This window comes from Pseudomonas sp. IT-P171, assembly GCF_949767765.1.
In the GTDB taxonomy this organism is placed as follows: Bacteria; Pseudomonadota; Gammaproteobacteria; order Pseudomonadales; family Pseudomonadaceae; genus Aquipseudomonas; species Aquipseudomonas fluorescens_B.
In genome coordinates this window covers 1-18,486 of record NZ_CATKQN010000002.1, presented here as the reverse complement: position 1 = coordinate 18,486, position 18,486 = coordinate 1, and the positions used below count along the sequence as shown (strand labels likewise).

Here is an 18,486-nt window from a genome sequence, read left to right as displayed (position 1 = left end):
TAGCTCCCAGCACGCAGATCCAGTGTGGGAGCCAGCCTGCTAGCGATGAGGCCGGCAAGAGCGACGCATATTCATGGCTCAAACCATTGCCGAAAAATTCAACCTGAACTGCTGCGGTGTCACGCCCAACCGGCGATTGAACACACTGCGCATGTGCTGGGCATCACGAAATCCGCACTGGTAGGCCACGGTCTTCAGCGGCGCCGATGTGCTTTCCAGCATCACCCGCGCGGCATCCACCCTCGCCCGTTCGACAAATTCCGCCGGGGTGACTTTCGCCTCTTTGGCAAACACCCGGGAAAAGTTGCGCGCGCTCATGTTGGCCGCGTTGGCCAGGTCGGCAATGGTCAGATCGCCGGTCAGGTTGGCCAGTACGTAATGCTGAACCATCGCCACCGCCGACGTCGGTTCGGCGTGGGGTGTCAGGAATGGGCTGAACTGTGACTGTCCGCCCGAACGCTGGGTGAACACCACCAGCCGCTTGGCCACATTCAGTGCAACTTCCGGCCCGTGATCCCGGGCCAGCAGGTACAACGACAGATCTATTCCCGCGGTGACGCCGGCCGAGGTGTACAACTCACCGTCCTGCACGTACAGGCGATCAGCCTCGACCTGAGTCGAAGGACACAACGCAGCGAGCGCCGCGGCATCGCCCCAATGAGTCGTCACCGTTCGCCCCTCGAGCAACCCGGCGCGGGCGAGCATGAACGCGCCGTTGCAGATCGAGCCGAAACGTTGCGCCAGTGCGCTGGCATCCCGCAGCCAGGCATCGAAGGCTGCGCCGAAATCCATGAAGGGCAACTGCGGTCCTCCGGCCACCAGCAACAAGTCGTACGCCTCCAGCGCCTCGCTGAAATGCCGATGGGCGTTCAGCGACAAACCGTTGGAACACGGCATCATCCCGCGCTCGACGCCAATCACCTCCAGCCGATAGTGATCCTCCGGCGCCAGGAAACGATTGGCCTCGGAAAACACATCCATGGGACCGGTGACGTCCAGGGACTGGACGCCAGCGAAGACCACGATGGCAACGGTTTTACTCATGGTTCAAAACGCCTCTAAGGATCACGTATGCCTGTGGCGAGGGAGCTTGCTCCCGCTCGACTGCGCAGCCGTCGCAAAACCATCGGATGCGGTGTGCCTGACGGAATTCGGTTGCAGTTATTGGGGTCGATTCGCGGCCCGGCGGGAGCAAGCTCCCTCGCCACAAATAGCTTCCACGCTGCGACTCACCGTAGCCAATCCACGCCCAACAAGCGAGGCTGGCGCGATATGCATGCTCATTGGCAAGGATCGCAGCCATGGATCGATTGTCCGGTCTTGGCGGCCGGAACAGACTTGTCCCATCAGCGCCGCCACGGCGTTCGCCACGAGGACACCACCATGAGCAGCACCATCGCCGGTATCAAAATCCCTGACAGCGCGTTGGCCCGAGCCACCACGGAATACATTCGCGACGTCGAATCCGACCTGCTTTACCACCACTCGCGCCGGGTGTTTCTGTTCGGCGCGCTCAGCGGTGAACGCAAGCAACTGGCCTACAACCCCGAGCTGTTGTACGTCGGCGCCATGTTCCATGACCTGGGTCTGGTGGAAGGCCATCGCACGGACGACGAACGCTTCGAAGTCGATAGCGCCAACGCCGCCAAAGCGTTCCTCCAACCTTACGGACTGAGCGATGACGACCTCGAGCAAGTGTGGTTGTCGATCGCCCTGCACACCACACCGGGCGTGCCACAACATCTGCGTCCAAACGTGGCGCTGGTAACCGCGGGTGTTGAAATGGACGTGCTGGGTATCGACTATGCGGCGTTCCCCACCGTGCAGCGCGAAGCGGTGGTGCACGCGCATCCGCGGGGTGAAGGGTTCAAGGAGTGCATTCTTTGTGCGTTCGCCAACGGCTTCAAACACAAGCCGGATACCACGTTCGGTACGGTGAATGCGGACGTGCTGGTGGACAGCGAACCGGGCTTCAAGCCGATGAACTTCGTCGAGATCATCCGCAAGTCGCCTTGGGTTTCCTGAACTAAAAAATCAAAAGATCGCAGCGTGCGGCAGCTTCTACATGGGAATGTAGGAGCTGCCGCAGGCTGCGATCTTTTGCTGTTAAGCCGCTTCCGGCGCCTGTTGTGCGCGACGCACGTCCGGTTGCTTCCAGGAGTCGGCGGCGCTTTCTTCGATGGCCTGCTGAATCGCACGCTTGCGGGCTTCTTCGGCGCGACGGCTGAAGAACCAGACCAGGAAGGTCATCAGCGACACCGCCAGCAGAATCAGGCTGGCCACGGCGTTGATTTCAGGCTTCACACCCAGACGCACCGCCGAGAACACTTCCATCGGCAAGGTCGTCGACCCCGGCCCCGACACGAAGCTCGCCAGCACCAGGTCATCCAGCGACAGCGCAAACGACATCATGCCGCCCGCACCCAACGAAGGCGCGATCATCGGGATGGTAATCAGAAAGAACACCTTCCACGGCCGCGCGCCAAGGTCCATGGCCGCCTCTTCGATGGACAGGTCCAGCTCACGCAAGCGCGCCGACACCACCACCGCCACATACGCCGCACAGAACGTCGTGTGGGCGATCCAGATGGTGACGATGCCGCGTTCCTGTGGCCAACCGATCATCTGCGCCATGGCCACGAACAGCAGCAACAGCGACAGACCGGTGATCACTTCCGGCATGACCAACGGCGCGGTGACCAGGCCGCCGAACAGCGTGCGGCCCTTGAAGTGGGTGATCCGGGTCAGGACGAACGCCGCCAATGTACCCAGCGCCACCGCCGCAATCGCCGTGTAGCAGGCGATTTCCAGCGAGCGCACCACCGAGCCCATCAGTTGGGTGTTGTCCATCAGGCCGACATACCACTTGATCGACCAGCCGCCCCACACCGTCACCAGTTTCGAGGCGTTGAACGAGTAGATCACCAGGATCAGCATCGGCGCATAGATGAACAGCAAACCGGCGATCAGCATGAAACTCGAGAAACGGAAGCGCTTCATTCCTTGCCCTCCATTTCTTTGGCCTGGCTACGGTTGAACAGGATGATTGGCACAATCAGGATCGCCAGCATCACCACCGCCAGGGCAGAGGCCACCGGCCAGTCACGGTTGTTGAAGAATTCTTGCCACAGCACTTTACCGATCATCAGGGTTTCCGGACCGCCGAGCAGTTCCGGGATCACGAACTCACCCACCACCGGAATGAACACCAGCATGCAACCGGCGACGATGCCGTTCTTGGACAGCGGAATGGTGATCTTCCAGAAGCTGTTGAACGTACTTGAACCGAGGTCGGACGCCGCTTCCAGCAGACTGCTGTCGTGCTTCACCAGGTTGGCGTAGAGCGGCAGGATCATGAACGGCAGGTACGAATAAACCACGCCGATATACACGGCCAGGTTGGTGTTGAGAATCTGCAGCGGCTCGTCGATCCAGCCCATGGTCATCAGGAAACCGTTGAGCAGGCCGTTGTTGCTGAGGATGCCCATCCACGCATAAACGCGGATCAGAATCGCGGTCCAGGTCGGCATCATGATCAGCAGCACCAGCACCGTTTGCATCTCTTTACGGGCACTGGCAATGGCGTAGGCCATCGGATAACCGATCAGCAGGCAGAGGATGGTGCTGATCAGCGCCATCTTCAACGAACCGAGGTAGGCAGCGATGTACAACTCGTCGCCGGCCAGCATCGCGTAGTTGCCGAGGTTGAGTAGCACCTGCAGCTTCTGGTCAACGAAGTTGTAGATCTCGGTGTACGGCGGAATGGCCACGTCGGCTTCTGCAAAGCTGATCTTCAGGACAATGAAGAACGGCAGCATGAAGAACAGGAACAGCCAGATGAACGGAACCCCGATGACCAGCTGACGGCCACCGGGAATTATTCGATTGAGGCGGCGTTTGAATTTGCGCATGTTCATGAGCGAAGTACCACGCCGCTGTCGTCTTCCCAATACACGTAAACCTGGTCACCCCAGGTCGGGCGCTGACCGCGGCGCTCGGCGTTGGCGACAAACGACTGGACGATCTTGCCGCTCGGCAGTTCGACGTAGAACACCGAATGCCCGCCGAGGTAGGCGATGTCATGCACCTTGCCGCTGGACCAGTTGTATTCGCAGGTCGGCATGGTCGGGGTCACCAGCAGTTTCTCCGGACGGATCGCGTAGGTCACCGACTTGTCCTGCACCGAGGTGCTGATGCCGTGCCCCACGTAAATCTGCCGGTCCAGGTCCTTGCAGGTGATGATGGCGTGACCTTCGGCGTCATCGATCACTTCACCGTCAAAGATGTTGACGTTGCCGATGAACTCGCAGACCAGACGGCTGGTCGGGGTTTCGTAGATGTCGATCGGGCTGCCGATCTGGGCGATCCAGCCCAGGTGCATGATCGCGATGCGCTCGGCCATGGTCATGGCCTCTTCCTGGTCGTGGGTCACCATGACGCAGGTTACGCCGACGCGCTCGATGATCTCGACCAGTTCCAGCTGCATTTGCGAGCGCAGTTTCTTGTCCAGCGCACCCATCGGTTCGTCGAGCAGCAGCAACTTCGGTCGCTTGGCCAGCGAACGCGCCAGGGCCACACGCTGACGCTGGCCACCGGACAATTGATGCGGTTTGCGCTTGGCGTACTGCGTCATCTGAACCAGCTTGAGCATGTCCGCCACGCGAGCATCGACTTCAGCCGCCGGCAGCTTGTCCTGCTTGAGGCCGAAGGCGATGTTCTGCGCCACAGTCATGTGCGGGAACAAGGCGTAGGACTGGAACATCATGTTGATCGGCCGCTCGTACGGCGGCATGTCGGTGATGTCTACGCCATCGAGAAAAATGCGCCCCTCCGTGGGCCGCTCGAAACCTGCGAGCATGCGCAGCAACGTAGATTTGCCCGATCCCGAACCGCCGAGCAGGGCGAAAATCTCGCCTTTCTTGATTTCCAGGGACACGTCGTCCACGGCAATCGTCTCGTCGAACTTCTTCGTGACCCGGTCGATTTTGACCAGCACCTGTTTAGGTGACTGGTCGCCCTCGAGGGCTTTCTTATAGGCGCCGGAGGCAACTGCCATTTACGAAACTCCCAGAAAAAAAGAGTGCAGTTCGCTCAAGGTGAGCCAACCTTGGATAGTTTGAGCCTTGAAGCTATTTGCCCGACTTGACCTTGGTCCAGCTGCGGGTCATCAAACGTTGAATGTTTGGTGGCAGCTCGATCGACACGTAAGTCTTGTCGAGGACTGCCTGCGGTGGATAAACCGCTTCGTCGGTGCGAATGGACTGTTCCATCAGTGTGTCCGACCCCGGGTTAGGGTTGGCGTAGCCGACGTAATCACTGACCTGGGCGATCACCTCAGGTTTCAGCAAATAGTTGATGAACGAGTGCGCCTCTTTGACGTTGGCCGAGTCTTTTGGAATCGCCAGCATGTCGAACCACAGCGCACCGCCTTCCTTCGGAATCGAGTAGGCGATGTTCACGCCTTTCTTCGCTTCCGCCGCGCGGTTGCGGGCCTGGAACATGTCGCCGGAGAAACCGATGGCGATACAGATGTCGCCGTTGGCCAGGTCCGCGATGTATTTGGAGGAGTGGAAGTAGGTCACGTAAGGCCGCACGGCCAGCAACTTGGCTTCCGCCTTCTTGTAATCTTCGGGGTTGGTGCTGTTGGCATTGAGGCCCATGTAATTGAGGACGGTGGGCATCATTTCATCGGCGGAGTCGAGGAACGCCACGCCGCAACTGTGCAGCTTCTTGATGTTCTCCGGCTCGAATACCGCCGCCCAGGAATCGATCTTGTCGACGCCCAGTACAGCCTTGATCTTGTCGACGTTGTAACCGATGCCGTTGGTGCCCCACAGGTACGGCACGGCGTACAGGTTGCCCGGATCGTTCTGCTCCAGACGCTTGAGCAACACAGGGTCGAGGTTCGAGTAGTTCGGTAACTTCGACTTGTCGAGTTTCTGGAACGCACCGGCCTTGATCTGCTTGCCAAGGAAGTGATTGGACGGCACGACCACGTCATAACCCGTACGCCCGGCGAGCAACTTGCCTTCCAGGGTTTCGTTGGAGTCGAACACGTCATACACCGGCTTGATGCCGGTCTCTTTCTGGAAATCGGCCAGGGTGGTCTCGCCGATGTAATCCGACCAGTTATAAATATGCACAGTGCCGGCGGCCTGGGCGCTGACAGCGAATGTCAGCCCGGCGCCGACCAGCAGGGCATTGCGCAGCAAAGAAGAAATAGGCAAGTGGAGGTCCTCTAAAATTAGTTGGGCCCAAGTTGCCCCGCGTTACATGACAGTCGTAGCTGCCCAGCAACAAAACCGGCGCGCAACTTACCCTCGAAAAACCGTTCCAGCAAAACTTTCTGTCATTTAATTACACCTGCTGCCGTCACCGCGCAGGCGACGACAACAGGTTGTTACCTCAAACCGGCTTATTTACCCGATTTGATCTTGGTCCAGCTGCGAGTCAGGATCCGCTGGGTCGCGGCCGGCAAGTCGGCGATCGCGTACAGCTTGGCCAGCACGTCCGCTGGCGGGTAGATGCCTGGATCATCGGTGATTTCTTTTTCGACCAATGGGGTGGCGGCCGCGTTACCGTTCGGGAAACGCACGGCGTTGGTGATTTCGGCCATGACTTCCGGCTTCTGCAGGAAGGTCATGAACTTGTAGGCGCCTTCGACGTTTTCGGCATCTTTAGGGATGGCGACCATGTCATAGAAACTGCCGGCACCTTCTTTCGGAATGTTGTAGCTGACTTTCACCTTGTCACCGGCTTCAGCCGCGCGGGACTTGGCCTGGTAGATGTCACCCGAATAACCCACGGCTACGCAGATGTTGCCGTTGGCCAGGTCAGAGATGTACTTGGACGAGTGGAAGTAGCCCACCGAAGGACGAATTTTCAGGAACAGTGCTTCGGCTTCGGCCAGTTGTTTTTTGTCCTGGCTGTCGGTTGGATAGCCCAGGTAGTGCAACGCCACCGGAATCATTTCGGTTGGCGAATCGAGGAAACTGATCCCGCACGATTTCAACTTCGCGGCGTTTTCAGGTTTGAACAGCAGGTCCCAGGAATTGGTTGGCGCATCGGCACCCAGCGCAGCCTTGACCTTCTCGGCGTTGAAGCCGATACCGATCGAACCCCACATGTACGGGAAGGCGTGCTCGTTGCCCGGGTCGCTCACCGATACCGCTTTGAGCAGGTCAGTGTTCAGGTTCTTCCAGTTAGGCAGCTTGGACTTGTCCAGCTTCTGGTAAACGCCGGCCTTGATCTGCTTGGCCAGGAAGTTGTTCGACGGTACGACGATGTCGTAGCCGGACTTGCCTGCCAGCAACTTGGCTTCCAGGGTTTCGTTACTGTCGAATACGTCGTAAACGACTTTGATGCCCGACTCGGCTTCGAACTTCTTGATGGTGTCCGGAGCGATGTAGTCGGACCAGTTATAGACGTGCAACACCTTGTCGTCCGCCTGAACCGCACCCGCCATTATGCCCATCAGGGACATGGCGAGGAGTGTCTTGCCAGCAAGCTTTTTTCCTAATGCCTTCATGCGTAATGCTCCAAATTTTTTCTTTTTTGAACCACTTTGTTCAGCGGCCGAAACCGGACAACTGGAACCGCGGCTAGTCTGGCAAGATCCGAGGCGGTCTTTCAAGGAAAGGCCACCCTTTGGAACTGCTCTGAGCGAAAGTTTCATGACTCCCGCTCAGAGCCTAGCACTTAGCCCTGCAACGCACTCAGGGTCAGGTCCAGGCACTTGCGAGCCTTGGTTACAAGTTCATCGATTTCAGCCTTGGTAATCACCAGTGGCGGAGCAATGATCATGGTGTCCCCCACGGCACGCATGATCAGGCCGTTGTCGAAGCAGAACGTACGGCAGATCATGCCGACGCCCTTGCCTTCGTAACGTTTGCGCGTGGCCTTGTCCTGAACCAGTTCGATGGCCCCCAACAGACCAACCCCTCGCACTTCCCCCACCAACGGGTGATCGTTCAATTCCCGTAGACGCTTTTGCAAATAGGGTGCCGTTTCGGCATGAACGTGCTCGATAATTTTTTCTTCGCGCAGGATGCGGATGTTTTCCAGTGCTACCGCGGCCGCTACCGGGTGACCGGAGTAGGTGAAGCCGTGGTTGAAGTCCCCGCCTTCGTTGAGCACCGCCACCACTTCGTCACGCACGATCAGGCCACCCATCGGGATGTAACCGGACGTCAGGCCTTTGGCGATGGTCATCATGTCGGGCTTGAGGTCGTAGAAATCGGTACCGAACCACTCACCGGTGCGGCCGAAACCACAGATCACTTCGTCCGCCACGAACAGGATGTCGTACTTGTCGAGGATTTCCTTGATGCGCGGCCAGTAAGTGTCTGGCGGAATGATCACGCCGCCGGCACCCTGGATCGGCTCGGCAATAAAGGCACCGACGTTGTCCACGCCGATTTCCAGAATCTTCTCTTCCAGCTGGTTGGCCGCCCACACACCGAACTCTTCCGGTGTCATGTCGCCGCCTTCACCGAACCAGTACGGCTGGGCGATGTGGACGATGCCCGGGATCGGCAAGTCGCCCTGTTCGTGCATGTAGGTCATGCCACCCAGGCTCGCGCCGGCCACGGTGGAACCGTGATAACCGTTCTTGCGGCTGATGATGACTTTCTTCTTCGGCTGACCCTTGATCGCCCAGTAGTGGCGAACCATGCGCAGCATGGTGTCGTTGCCTTCGGAACCGGAACCGGTGAAGAACACGTGGTTCATGCCTTCAGGTGCGATGTCGGCGATGGCCTTGGCCAGCTCCAACACCGGCGGGTGAGCGGTCTGGAAGAACAGGTTGTAGTAAGGCAGCTCGCGCATTTGCTTGCTGGCGGCATCCGCCAGTTCATCGCGACCGTAGCCGATCGCTACGCACCACAGGCCGGCCATGCCGTCGAGGATCTTGTTGCCTTCGCTGTCCCACAGGTAAACGCCCTTGGCGTTGGTGATGATCCGCGGGCCTTTCTCTTTCAGCTGCTTGAAATCGCTGAACGGGGCCAGGTGGTGATCGTTGCTCAGGGTTTGCCATTCACGGGTTTGCGGGTTGTTGCTGGTCATGCGAATTCTCCTAAGATTCCAGTGAAGGGCGCCGCCAAGTGCAGCGGCGCCCGGCGCATCAGACGGCGAAGAGCAGGAATTCCCGCTCCCACGAACTGATCACGCGCTTGAAGTTTTCATGCTCGGCCCGCTTGACCGCGACGTAGCCAGTGATGAATTTCTTGCCCAGGTATTTCTCGATGGTCGCGCTGTTTTCCATGCGTTCCAGCGCGTCTTCGATGGTCAGTGGCAGGCGCAGGTTGCGGCGTTCATAGCCACGTCCTACCACCGGCGCACTCGGGTTCAGGCCTTCGACCATGCCGATGTAACCGCAGAGCAGGCTCGCGGCAATCGCCAGGTACGGGTTGGCGTCGGCGCCCGGCAGGCGGTTTTCCACCCGACGGTTTTGTGGCCCGGCATCCGGAACCCGCAGGCCCACGGTGCGGTTCTCTTCGCCCCACTCCACGTTCACCGGTGCCGAGGTGTCCGGCAGGAAGCGGCGGAACGAGTTCACGTTGGGCGCGAACAGCGGCAACAGCTCGGGGATCAGTTTCTGCAGGCCACCGATGTGGTGCAGGAACAGTTGGCTCATGGTCCCGTCTTCATTGGAGAAGACGTTCTTGCCGGTTTCGATGTCGATGATGCTCTGGTGCAAGTGCATCGCGCTGCCCGGTTCGCCGGTCATGGGCTTGGCCATGAACGTGGCCGCCACATCGTGCTTGAGCGCCGCTTCGCGCATGGTGCGCTTGAAGATCAGGATCTGGTCGGCCAGGGACAGGGCATCGCCGTGACGGAAGTTGATTTCCATCTGCGCCGTGCCGTCCTCGTGGATCAGCGTGTCGAGGTCCAGTTCCTGCAGTTCGCACCAGTCGTAGACGTCTTCGAACAGCGGATCGAATTCGTTTGCCGCTTCAATCGAGAACGACTGACGACCGATTTCCGGGCGACCGGAACGGCCAATCGGCGGTTGCAACGGATAGTCCGGGTCGTCGCTGCGCTTGGTCAGGTAGAACTCCATCTCCGGCGCCACGATCGGCTGCCAGCCTTTGTCGGCATAGAGTTTCAACACTTTCTTGAGCACGTTGCGCGGCGACAGCTCGATCGGGTTGCCTTGCTTGTCGTAGGTGTCGTGAATCACCTGGGCGGTCGGCTCGATGGACCAAGGCACCAGGTAAACCGCGTTCTGATCGGGCCGGCAGATCATGTCGATGTCCGCCGGGTCGAGCAGTTCGTAATAGATGTCGTCTTCGACATAGTCGCCGGTCACGGTCTGCAACAGAACGCTCTCGGGCAGGCGCATGCCTTTTTCAGCAATGAACTTGTTGGTCGGCGAAATCTTGCCCCGGGTGATCCCGGTCAAGTCGGCGATCATGCATTCGACTTCTGTGATCTTGTGGTCTTTCAACCAATCGGTGAGCTGGTCGAGGTTGTTACTCATAAATGCCTCTTAGGCTGAGTTTCCTGACTCTTATAAGTCAGGCGTTGTTTGACGCGTGGGCGTCGCTTGGTACAGATTGCCATTGCAATTGCCGCGCACAACTACCCACTCGGGTAATGGCAGGGTGAGCAAGAGAAGATCAGGGCGTGCAGAATCATGAGCAGCGGCCGACACGTTGCACGGGCTGCCAAGGTAAAACGGTTCTATATTGGAAGGACAACTCGTAAAGAGAATGTCGTGCTGACCGTCCAGAATATCGGACGGAGCCAGCCGGTTCGCCGGGGAAAGAGAAGTCGACGACACGCCTTGGGCAACACGGGCCATGGCGTGGACGTAACGATCGCCACTGATGTGATAAGCATGCAGACCGATCTGCCTGGAGCAGATGGTGACGCCGATTAACGGCAGGCGAGACATGAAGCACCCCGGTATTATTGCTGTTATGGGTTTGAATCGAGCTTAGCCTTGTTCATTTTTTTACACAACACCCCCGTAAAAAATACAACACGGCCCGCTCAAGCCCGCGGCCGGTAAAGCGCTCAAAGGCATAAAAACGCCCCAAAGTGCCTCAAAAAAGCCTCATGGGCGCTTTTTTAGGGCAAAAAAGGCCTCGCTTGACTTCGGCATGCCGTTCAGGTTGACTGAAACCCGAAGAGATCAATGATTGATATTTTTAACAACAAAGGTGTTGCATCATGTCGGTACCCCCGCGTGCCGTTCAGCTTAACGAAGCGAACGCGTTCCTTAAGGAACATCCTGAGGTTCTGTACGTTGACCTTCTGATTGCGGATATGAATGGTGTGGTGCGCGGCAAGCGCATTGAACGCACCAGTCTCCACAAGGTTTACGAGAAAGGCATCAACCTGCCGGCCTCTCTATTTGCTCTGGATATCAATGGCTCGACGGTGGAAAGCACCGGCCTGGGCCTGGACATCGGCGATGCTGACCGAATCTGCTATCCAATCCCTGACACCCTGTGCAATGAGCCCTGGCAGAAGCGCCCGACCGCGCAACTGTTGATGACCATGCACGAACTCGAAGGTGACCCTTTCTTCGCCGATCCTCGCGAAGTCCTGCGTCAGGTCGTGACCAAGTTCGACGAGATGGGCCTGACCATCTGCGCCGCCTTTGAGCTTGAGTTCTACCTGATCGACCAGGAAAACGTGAACGGTCGTCCGCAACCTCCACGTTCGCCCATTTCCGGCAAACGCCCGCATTCGACTCAGGTGTACCTGATCGACGACCTCGACGAATACGTCGACTGCCTCCAGGACATTCTGGAAGGTGCGAAAGAGCAAGGCATCCCTGCCGACGCGATCGTCAAGGAAAGTGCCCCGGCGCAGTTCGAAGTGAACCTGCATCACGTGGCCGACCCGATCAAGGCCTGCGACTACGCGGTCCTGCTCAAGCGACTGATCAAGAACATCGCCTACGACCATGAGATGGACACCACCTTCATGGCCAAGCCTTACCCGGGCCAGGCGGGCAACGGTCTGCATGTACACATTTCGATTCTTGATAAAGATGGCAAAAACATTTTTGCCAGCGAGGATCCCGAGCAGAACGCCGCACTGCGTCACGCGATCGGCGGTGTGCTCGAGACCCTGCCGGCGCAGATGGCTTTCCTCTGCCCGAACGTCAACTCCTACCGTCGTTTCGGCGCACAGTTCTACGTGCCGAACTCGCCGTGCTGGGGCCTGGACAACCGCACCGTAGCGATCCGCGTGCCGACCGGTTCTTCCGATGCCGTGCGCATCGAGCACCGTGTAGCCGGTGCCGACGCCAACCCGTATCTGTTAATGGCTTCGGTCCTGGCAGGCGTGCACCACGGCCTGACCAACAAGATCGAGCCGGGCGCACCCGTGGAAGGCAACTCCTACGAGCAGAACGAGCAAAGCCTGCCGAACAACCTGCGCGATGCGTTGCGCGAGCTGGACGACAGCGAAGTCATGGCCAAGTACATCGATCCGAAGTACATCGATATCTTCGTGGCCTGCAAGGAAAGTGAGCTGGAGGAGTTCGAACACTCCATCTCCGACCTTGAGTACAACTGGTATCTGCATACCGTTTAAGCGGTTGCAGTAAAAACAACGCCGCCGGCTTCACAGCCAGCGGCGTTTTTTTATGGCCAACATCAAACCTGTGGCGAGGGAGCTTGCTCCCGCCGGGTTGCGAAGCGGCCCCAAAACAGTCAATGAGGTGTGTCTGACAGAACCGTATCGCTGTTACAGGGAGTCCTTCGGCCTCCAACGGGAGCAAGCTCCCTCGCCACAGGGGATATGGAACATCTGCCCGCTCTGCGTACAATGCCCGCTGCCCCGCAGGAGGACTCCAATGACGCGCACCGCCACCATTCGCAAACCCCGCGCCCGCAGCCAGGCCCGGATCGATTCGATACTCGATGCCGCCCGCACGCTGCTGGCTGCCGAAGGTGTGGCCAGCCTGTCGATCTACAGTGTCGCCGAACGCGCGGAGATCCCGCCCTCCTCCGTCTACCACTTTTTCGCCAGTGTCCCGGCCCTGCTCGAAGCGCTGACCGCCGACGTCCATGCCGCTTTCCGCGCCTGCCTGCAAGCGCCCATCGACCACGGCGCCCTCGACGGCTGGCGCGACCTGTCGCGGCTGGTGGAACAACGGATGCTCGCGATCTACGACGAGGACGCCGCCGCCCGCCAGTTGATCCTCGCCCAGCATGGCCTGACCGAAGTCACCCAGGCTGACCGTCAGCACGACATCGAATTGGGCGACCTGATGCACAAGCTGTTCGATCATCACTTCGAACTGCCGACGCTGCCGACAGACGTTGATGTGTTTGCGCTGGCCATGGAATTGGGGGATCGGGTGTATGCACGCTCGGTGCAACAGCATGGGCAGATTACGCCGCGCATGGCCGAGGAAGGGATGCGGGTGTTTGATGCGTATCTGGGGTTGTATTTGCCGCCGTATCTGCCGAAGCGCGCCGTTTCAGCCTGATCTCTATGGCGGCTGCGACGGCCTCATCGCGAGCAGGCTCGCACAGCGAACACAGCATTTGTGGACCACAACAATCCCTGTGGGAGCGAGCCTGCCCGCGATGGCAGCACCGCCGAACTCGCTGATTCTCATCCATGAAAAACCCCGAAGGGCTCACACCCTCCGGGGTGGCTCGAAATGCACACGATCACAACTTGGCGATCGACACCTCGGTGGATTTCACAAACGCAATCACTTCGCTCCCGACCACCAATTCCAGCTCCTTGACCGAACGGGTGGTGATCACCGAAGTGACAATGCCGGAAGCGGTCTGCACGTCGATTTCCGACAGCACGTCACCCAGGACGATTTCCTTGATCGAGCCTTTGAACTGGTTACGAACGTTGATGGCCTTGATAGTCATGATGTTGATTCCTGTCGTTGGATGAGGCTTGAGTTATTGAGCCCAACGCAATTGCGTAGGCAAGGGTGAAACAGGTTCAGGTTCCGGCGGTTCGCCGGGCAGTGCGAGGACGCGATTGAGGACTTCGGTTTCCAGCGCCGCCAGCCGATGCGAACCCCGAACCCGAGGCCGCGGCAGCTCCACGTGCAGGTCGAGACCGACTTCGCCCTCTTCGATCAGGATCACCCGATCGGCAATCGCCACCGCTTCGCTGACATCGTGGGTCACCAGCAACACCGTAAAACCGTGCTTCTGCCAGAGCCGCTCGATCAACTGCTGCATTTCAATTCGGGTCAGGGCATCCAGTGCACCCAGCGGTTCGTCGAGCAACAGCAACCGCGGTTGATGGATCAGCGCGCGGGCCAGGGCCACACGTTGCTTCTGGCCACCGGACAGCGCCGCGGGCCAGTCATTGGCGCGATCTGCCAGGCCGACTGACTCCAGCGCTTCCAAGGCTTGCGGACGCCAGTGGCCCTTGAGCCCGAGGCCGACGTTGTCGATGACCTTTTTCCATGGCAGCAAACGCGCTTCCTGGAACATCAGCCGAGTGTCTTCCCTCGCATCGCCCAGCGGTGCGGAACCGGCGCGCAATTCACCACCCGTGGGTTTGTCGAGACCGGCGAGCAACCGCAGCAAGGTACTTTTGCCACAACCGCTGCGCCCCACCACGGCGACGAACTGGCCGGCCGGAATGTGCAGATCGATCTCCCGCAGTACCTGCCGCGAGCCGAAGGTTTTTTGCAGCCTGCGCACCACCAGCGGAATACCGCGCAGCAGGCGTGGAGGTTGTTGAGCGGTCATGCTGCACCTCCCTTGGCAACCTGATACGCCGGATGCCAGCGCAGCCAGACGCGCTCAAGTCCACGGGCTGCGAGGTCGGCGAGTTTGCCGAGCACCGCATACATCAGGATCGCCAGCACCACCACGTCGGTCTGCAAAAACTCCCGGGCATTCATCGCCAGGTAACCGATGCCCGCACTCGCGGAAATGGTTTCAGCGACGATCAAGGTCAGCCACATGAAGCCCAGCGCAAAACGCACGCCGACCAGAATCGAAGGCAATGCACCCGGCAGGATCACCTGACGGAACAGGCTGAAACCGGACAAGCCATAGCTGCGTGCCATCTCCACCAGCGCCGGATCGACGTTGCGAATGCCGTGATAGGTGTTGAGGTAGATCGGGAACAACGTGCCCAGCGCCACCAGAAAAATCTTCGCCGACTCATCGATGCCGAACCACAGGATCACCAGTGGAATCAGCGCCAGGTGCGGCACGTTGCGGATCATCTGCACCGAACTGTCGAGCAGGCGTTCGCCCCATTTCGACAGACCGGTGATGAAGCCCAGCGCCAGTCCGATGCTGCCGCCAAGGGTGAAGCCCAGCGCCGCACGCCAGCCGCTGATCGCCAGGTGCGTCCAGATTTCGCCGCTGCGTACCAGGCTCACGCCGGCCTCAATCACCGCGATCGGCGCCGGCAGGATCCGTGTCGACAACCAGCCCGCCGACACTGACAACTGCCACACCGCCAACAGCAAAACCGGCAACACCCAGGGCGCAAGGTTGTGGATGATTTTCTTCATGGCGCGCCTCAACTCCGGGGCGCGGCTTTGGGAAGAATGTCGTTGGCGACCATCTCGCCGAACGGACTGACGTAACCGGCGCTTTTCGGCAGCTCGGGGCGCTCGATATCGAGATGCGGGAACAGCAATTCCGCGACGCGGTAGGACTCTTCGAGGTGCGGATAGCCGGAAAAAATGAAGGTGTCGATGCCCAGGTCCGCGTATTCCTTCACGCGTGCGGCCACGGTCGGACCGTCGCCGACCAACGCGGTGCCAGCACCGCCACGCACCAGACCGACGCCCGCCCACAGGTTGGGGCTGACTTCCAGGTTGTCGCGGCTGCCGCCATGCAATGCCGCCATGCGTTGCTGGCCGACGGAATCGAAGCGCGCCAGTGAAGCCTGGGCACGGGCGATCGTGTCGTCGTCCAGGTGCGAGATCAGTCGGTCCGCCGCTTGCCAGGCTTCGGCATTGGTTTCACGAACGATCACATGCAGGCGAATCCCGAAGCGCACCGTGCGGCCAAGCTTCGCGGCTTTAGCGCGAACCTGTTCGATTTTCTCGGCAACAGCGGCCGGTGGCTCGCCCCAGGTCAGGACCATTTCCACTTGCTCTGCCGCGAGGTCCTGCGCCGCTTCCGAAGAGCCGCCGAAGTACAGCGGCGGACGCGGTTGCTGGATCGGCGGATAGAGCAACTTGGCGCCCTTCACGCTGATGTGCTGACCGTCGTAATCAACGGTTTCACCTTCCAGCACACGACGCCAGATGCGGGTGAATTCCACCGAGGCTTGATAGCGTTCTTCGTGCGTCAGGAACAAACCGTCGCCGGCCAGTTCTTCCGGATCGCCGCCCGTCACCAGGTTGAACAACGCACGACCGCCGGACAGGCGATCCAGTGTCGCGGCCTGACGCGCGGCCACCGTCGGGGAAATGATCCCGGGGCGTAGCGCGACAAGGAATTTCAGACGCTGGGTCACCGGGATCAGCGACGCCGCCACCAGCCACGAGTCTTCGCACGAGCGGCCGGTGGGAATCAGCACCCCGCCGAAGCCCAGGCGATCCGCCGCTTGCGCAACTTGTTGCAGGTAACCGTGATCGACGTCGCGAGCGCCCTCGGCGGTGCCAAGGTAATGGCCGTCGCCGTGGGTAGGCAGGAACCAGAAGATATTGAGGCTCATGGAGTGGTCTCCTTGGGGAATCGAATTACTGCGCGTTGGCGACGGCCGCCGGTGGCGTCCAGATCACGTCTTTGATGCTCAGCGGCTTCGGAATCAGCTTGAGCTGATAGAAGCTGTCGGCAATTTTCTGTTGGGCGGCGACCACTTCAGGAGTCAGGAACAGTGCGCCGTAGCCCTGGCGTTTCACCGAGGTCAGGGTGATGTCAGCCGGCAGGCCAAGCAGTGGCGAAACCTGTTGGGTCACGTCTTCCGGGTTGGCCTTTGACCACTCGCCGACGGCGCGCACTTCTTCCACGAGGGTCTTGATGACCTCAGGATTTTTCTGTGCGTAAGGTTTGGTCGCCAGGTAGAACTGATGGTTGTCGACGATGCCTTGGCCATCGCGCAGGGTGCGCGCTTGCAGCTGTTGTTCGGCGGCGGCCTGGTACGGGTCCCAGATCACCCAGGCGTCGACGCTGCCACGTTCGAACGCGGCTCGGGCATCGGCCGGCGGCAGGAAGACGGTCTGGATGTCGGTGTATTTGAGGCCGGCGTCTTCCAGCGCGCGAACCAGCAGGTAGTGAACGTTGGAGCCTTTGTTCAGGACGACTTTCTTGCCCTTGAGGTCCTTCACCGATTTGATTGGCGAGTCTTTCGGCACCAGGATCGCTTCGCTGTGGGGCGCTGGCGGTTCGTAGGCGACGTAGAGCAGATCGGCACCCGCCGCTTGAGCGAATACCGGAGGCGTTTCGCCGGTGACACCGAAGTCGATGGAGCCGACATTCAGCCCCTCAAGCAGCTGCGGGCCGCCGGGGAATTCAGTCCATTGCACATCCACGCCTTGGGCGGCGAGGCGTTTTTCCAGCGTGCCTTTGGCTTTGAGCAGCACCAGCGTGCCGTACTTCTGATAACCGATCCGAAGGGTCTCGGCTTGAGCTTGAGTAATGGCGCCGAAGGACACAGCCGCAGCAAACAGAGCGACCAGACCACGACGCAAAATGACAGTGCGCATAGCGCTCTCCTTTTTGCCGTTGGGTTTTGGCTGCACCTGCTTGGCCGTTGACGGCTGAGTAAGGTGAGTACTTCAGAATTCAGGTGTGGCTTGAGTGCAGGCTTAAATGCTCCAGCGAGCACTCAACAGGCGTTCATTCAACAGGTTCGGATCGAGCGGCTTCGGCCGTCGCGCCATGGCGCTGAAAAACAGCTCCAGGGATTCGTTCAAACGTTCTTCCAGCTCTGGCGCCAGTTGCGCTTGCGCGCTGCCTTCACCGTAAGCGATCTGGCTGTCCGCAGCGAAAATCCCGTGGAGCATTTCCTGGGCCTTCAACGCCGACAACACCGGTTTGAGTGCGTAATCCACCGCCAGCATGTGGGCGATGCTGCCGCCGGTAGCCATCGGCAAAACCACTTTGTGGGCCAGGGCGCGTTCGGGCAGCAGGTCCAGTACGGTTTTCAGTGCGCCGGAGAACGATGCCTTGTACACCGGCGTCGCGATCAGCAGGCCGTCGGCGTTTTCAATCTGTTGCAGCAGGTCGATCACCTTCGGGCTGTCGAAACGTGCGTGCAGCAAGTCTTCGGCCGGGAAGTCCCGCACCTGGTAACTCACCACTTCCACACCCTGTTCCTGCAACCAGCGTTGGGAGCGCTCCAGCAGCACCCCGGAACGGGAGCGTTGGCTCGGACTGCCACCCAGTGAGACGACCAGCATTCAGACGATTCCTTGAACGGTGTTGGCGATTCGCCGTGTGCGATCTCGCTTCGATGAAGAGACCTTAACAGGTGATTCATATATCTTTAAATCATATTTATTCATTTGGTTATTCGATAAAGAGATATACGGGCACCGTGTTTTCCAGGCATCGGCATAGGGGACGG

At 59.5% G+C, this 18,486-nt stretch carries 18 protein-coding genes; 3 read left to right on the top strand and 15 right to left on the bottom strand.

Annotated elements, in window-relative coordinates:
• Positions 1-78: 78 nt before the first annotated feature.
• Positions 79-1,044 (bottom strand): GlxA family transcriptional regulator, encoded by a 966-nt coding sequence (locus ACM6I5_RS01220; protein ID WP_017341349.1) that lies wholly within the window; start codon positions 1,042-1,044, stop codon positions 79-81.
• A 339-nt stretch (positions 1,045-1,383) separates the two neighbouring features.
• Here ACM6I5_RS01220 and ACM6I5_RS01215 point away from each other — a divergent pair, with 339 nt between their 5' ends.
• Entirely contained in the window at positions 1,384-2,025 is a 642-nt protein-coding gene (locus ACM6I5_RS01215) for an HD domain-containing protein (RefSeq protein WP_017341350.1), read from the top strand.
• Between the two features lie 81 nt (positions 2,026-2,106).
• Here the strand turns inward: ACM6I5_RS01215 and ACM6I5_RS01210 are convergent, their stop codons facing one another.
• The 8 genes from ACM6I5_RS01210 to ACM6I5_RS01175 form a co-directional block, all read right to left on the bottom strand.
• Positions 2,107-3,000 (bottom strand): ABC transporter permease subunit, encoded by an 894-nt coding sequence (locus ACM6I5_RS01210; protein WP_052909675.1) that lies wholly within the window; start codon positions 2,998-3,000, stop codon positions 2,107-2,109.
• Positions 2,997-3,917, bottom strand: coding sequence for an ABC transporter permease subunit (locus ACM6I5_RS01205; RefSeq protein WP_150638051.1), 921 nt, complete (start codon positions 3,915-3,917; stop codon positions 2,997-2,999). The genes ACM6I5_RS01210 and ACM6I5_RS01205 overlap by 4 nt, the downstream gene beginning before the upstream one ends.
• Entirely contained in the window at positions 3,914-5,056 is a 1,143-nt protein-coding gene (locus ACM6I5_RS01200) for an ABC transporter ATP-binding protein (RefSeq protein WP_017341353.1), read from the bottom strand. Before ACM6I5_RS01200 ends, ACM6I5_RS01205 begins: the two co-directional genes overlap by 4 nt.
• A gap of 73 nt (positions 5,057-5,129) precedes the next feature.
• Positions 5,130-6,227, bottom strand: coding sequence for a polyamine ABC transporter substrate-binding protein (locus ACM6I5_RS01195; RefSeq protein WP_414883040.1), 1,098 nt, complete (start codon positions 6,225-6,227; stop codon positions 5,130-5,132).
• A gap of 188 nt (positions 6,228-6,415) precedes the next feature.
• A complete protein-coding gene (locus ACM6I5_RS01190) occupies positions 6,416-7,528 on the bottom strand; it encodes a polyamine ABC transporter substrate-binding protein (protein ID WP_017341355.1) in 1,113 nt (370 codons plus the stop codon).
• A gap of 170 nt (positions 7,529-7,698) precedes the next feature.
• Entirely contained in the window at positions 7,699-9,063 is a 1,365-nt protein-coding gene (locus ACM6I5_RS01185) for an aspartate aminotransferase family protein (RefSeq protein ID WP_414877913.1), read from the bottom strand.
• 58 nt (positions 9,064-9,121) lie between these two features.
• A complete protein-coding gene (locus ACM6I5_RS01180; protein WP_017341357.1) occupies positions 9,122-10,480 on the bottom strand; it encodes a glutamine synthetase family protein in 1,359 nt (452 codons plus the stop codon).
• 30 nt (positions 10,481-10,510) lie between these two features.
• Positions 10,511-10,897: a glutamine amidotransferase gene (locus ACM6I5_RS01175; protein ID WP_414883039.1), complete on the bottom strand. Its 387-nt coding sequence runs from the start codon at positions 10,895-10,897 to the stop codon at positions 10,511-10,513.
• A gap of 278 nt (positions 10,898-11,175) precedes the next feature.
• Here ACM6I5_RS01175 and ACM6I5_RS01170 point away from each other — a divergent pair, with 278 nt between their 5' ends.
• Positions 11,176-12,552 (top strand): glutamine synthetase family protein, encoded by a 1,377-nt coding sequence (locus ACM6I5_RS01170; protein WP_017341358.1) that lies wholly within the window; start codon positions 11,176-11,178, stop codon positions 12,550-12,552.
• Between the two features lie 262 nt (positions 12,553-12,814).
• On the top strand, positions 12,815-13,453 hold the full coding sequence (locus ACM6I5_RS01165) for a TetR/AcrR family transcriptional regulator (protein ID WP_017341359.1): 639 nt from the start codon (positions 12,815-12,817) through the stop codon (positions 13,451-13,453).
• 187 nt (positions 13,454-13,640) lie between these two features.
• On the opposite strand, the gene ACM6I5_RS01160 is transcribed toward ACM6I5_RS01165, so the two are convergent.
• From ACM6I5_RS01160 to ssuE, 6 genes are all read right to left on the bottom strand, one after another.
• On the bottom strand, positions 13,641-13,856 hold the full coding sequence (locus tag ACM6I5_RS01160) for a TOBE domain-containing protein (RefSeq protein WP_003229256.1): 216 nt from the start codon (positions 13,854-13,856) through the stop codon (positions 13,641-13,643).
• Between the two features lie 33 nt (positions 13,857-13,889).
• Positions 13,890-14,696 (bottom strand): aliphatic sulfonates ABC transporter ATP-binding protein, encoded by an 807-nt coding sequence (gene ssuB, locus ACM6I5_RS01155; protein WP_017341360.1) that lies wholly within the window; start codon positions 14,694-14,696, stop codon positions 13,890-13,892.
• On the bottom strand, positions 14,693-15,475 hold the full coding sequence (ssuC, locus tag ACM6I5_RS01150; RefSeq protein ID WP_414877916.1) for an aliphatic sulfonate ABC transporter permease SsuC: 783 nt from the start codon (positions 15,473-15,475) through the stop codon (positions 14,693-14,695). The genes ssuB and ssuC overlap by 4 nt, the downstream gene beginning before the upstream one ends.
• An 8-nt stretch (positions 15,476-15,483) precedes the next feature.
• Positions 15,484-16,632: an FMNH2-dependent alkanesulfonate monooxygenase gene (gene ssuD / locus ACM6I5_RS01145; protein ID WP_414883038.1), complete on the bottom strand. Its 1,149-nt coding sequence runs from the start codon at positions 16,630-16,632 to the stop codon at positions 15,484-15,486.
• A gap of 25 nt (positions 16,633-16,657) precedes the next feature.
• A complete protein-coding gene (locus tag ACM6I5_RS01140) occupies positions 16,658-17,623 on the bottom strand; it encodes a sulfonate ABC transporter substrate-binding protein (RefSeq protein ID WP_017341363.1) in 966 nt (321 codons plus the stop codon).
• Positions 17,624-17,725: 102 nt separating this feature from the next.
• Positions 17,726-18,319 (bottom strand): NADPH-dependent FMN reductase, encoded by a 594-nt coding sequence (gene ssuE / locus ACM6I5_RS01135; protein ID WP_017341364.1) that lies wholly within the window; start codon positions 18,317-18,319, stop codon positions 17,726-17,728.
• Positions 18,320-18,486: the final 167 nt, after the last annotated feature.